This is a genomic window from Maribacter sp. (genome assembly GCF_016744255.1).
Classification (GTDB): domain Bacteria; phylum Bacteroidota; class Bacteroidia; order Flavobacteriales; family Flavobacteriaceae; genus Maribacter_B.
Window position 1 is genome coordinate 1 of sequence record NZ_JADGES010000178.1, and the last position, 2,057, is coordinate 2,057.

The following is a 2,057-nucleotide window of genomic DNA, read 5'->3' on the forward strand; positions in this document are numbered from 1 at the left end:
CTTATATTTAAAAAATACATCTACCGTAACGAGTATGTGGAACGCATGCTTAAAAATTATGTATATCTAAACCCAGGATTAACTATCCTTTTTAATGGAGAAAAGTTTCATTCTGAACATGGATTAAAGGACCTTCTAGAAGATAATAACAATGTAGATGATATGCTTTACCCTGTTATCCATCTTAAGGGAGAAGATATTGAGGTTGCCATAACACACAGTAAAACACAGTATAGCGAAGAATATCATTCTTTTGTAAACGGACAAAATACAACCCAAGGAGGTACACACCAAGCTGCATTTAGAGAAGCCTTGGTAAGAACTATTAGAGATTTTTATGGCAAGGGCTATGAAGCTTCGGATATTCGGAAATCCATTATTTCAGCCATTGCAATTAAAGTAATGGAACCTGTTTTTGAGAGTCAGACCAAAACAAAATTAGGTTCTACGGATATGGGAGGAACCTTACCAACCGTTCGTACGTATATTAACGATTTTGTTGGCAAATACCTAGATAACTATTTGCATAAGAATACCGAAACTGCAGACTTATTGCAACGCAAAATTATGCAAGCGGAACGCGAGCGTAAAGAGCTATCTGGTATTCGTAAACTAGCAAAAGACCGTGCCAAAAAAGCAAGTTTACATAATAAAAAGCTTAGAGATTGCCGTATACATTTAGGAGATACAAAGAAAGCAAGAAATTTAGAAAGCACCTTATTTATTACCGAGGGAGATTCCGCATCTGGTTCTATTACCAAATCTAGAGATGTAAATACGCAAGCTGTTTTTAGCTTAAAAGGGAAGCCGTTAAACTCTTATGGAATGTCTAAAAAGATAGTCTATGAGAATGAGGAATTTAATTTACTTCAGGCCGCATTGAATATCGAAGAATCTATGGAAGATTTACGATATAATAATATTGTAATTGCTACCGATGCCGATGTAGATGGTATGCACATTAGATTATTACTTATCACATTTTTTCTGCAGTTTTTTCCAGAGCTTATAAAAGAAAACCATCTTTATATATTGCAAACACCACTTTTTAGGGTACGTAATAAAAAAGAAACAATATACTGTTACTCCGAGGAGGAACGAAAAAATGCAATGGACAAGCTGAGTGGTAAACCAGAAATTACACGCTTTAAAGGTTTGGGAGAAATTTCGCCCGATGAATTTGTACATTTTATTGGGGATGATATACGTTTAGAGCCTGTTATGTTAGATAAAACGATGTCTATTGAAAATTTACTACAATTTTATATGGGGAAGAACACACCAGACCGTCAAAAATTTATCATAGAGAACCTGAAGGTCGAAATAGACCTTGTAGATAAAAACTAATTACGAACAACCTAATACCAATCTTTCTGCATGGAAGAGAATGAAGAACTGAACGAGGAGCATATAACGGATAATGAAGAATCGCAAGAAGGAGCCTTAATAAAGGTTACCGGAATGTATAAAGAGTGGTTTTTAGATTATGCTTCTTATGTAATTTTAGAACGTGCGGTACCTGCTATTGAAGATGGTTTTAAGCCTGTTCAAAGAAGAATACTACATTCATTAAAAGAGCTAGATGACGGCCGTTACAACAAAGTAGCGAATGTCGTTGGTCATACCATGCAATATCACCCTCACGGGGATGCTAGTATTGCGGATGCTATGGTGCAAATAGGCCAGAAAGACCTGTTGATAGATACTCAAGGTAACTGGGGTAATATTTTAACAGGGGATAGAGCGGCTGCTTCTAGATATATTGAAGCGCGTTTATCTAAATTTGGTCTAGAAGTTGTTTTTAGTCCAAAAATTACAGAATGGCAACAATCGTATGACGGTAGAAAAAAAGAACCCGTAAATTTACCTGTAAAATTCCCATTATTATTAACACAAGGAGCAGAAGGTATTGCGGTTGGTTTATCTACCAAAGTTTTACCGCATAACTTTTTAGAGCTTATAGATGCTTCCATAAAACATTTAAAAGGGTCTCGTTTTACTATTTTCCCAGATTTTCCTACTTCGGGTATCATAGATGTTAGTAATTATAACGATGG

General features: G+C 35.5%; 2 protein-coding genes. Both read left to right on the forward strand.

All coding sequences use genetic code 11. The features are described 5' to 3' along the window. Window positions 1-1,347: toprim domain-containing protein (locus tag QZZ51_RS16565; RefSeq protein ID WP_291871714.1), on the forward strand; the 1,347-nt coding region annotated here is incomplete at its 5' end. A gap of 30 nt (window positions 1,348-1,377) precedes the next feature. Further along, window positions 1,378-2,057, forward strand: a 680-nt coding sequence (locus QZZ51_RS16570; RefSeq protein WP_291871716.1) for a DNA gyrase subunit A, incomplete at its 3' end; no start/stop codon positions are given.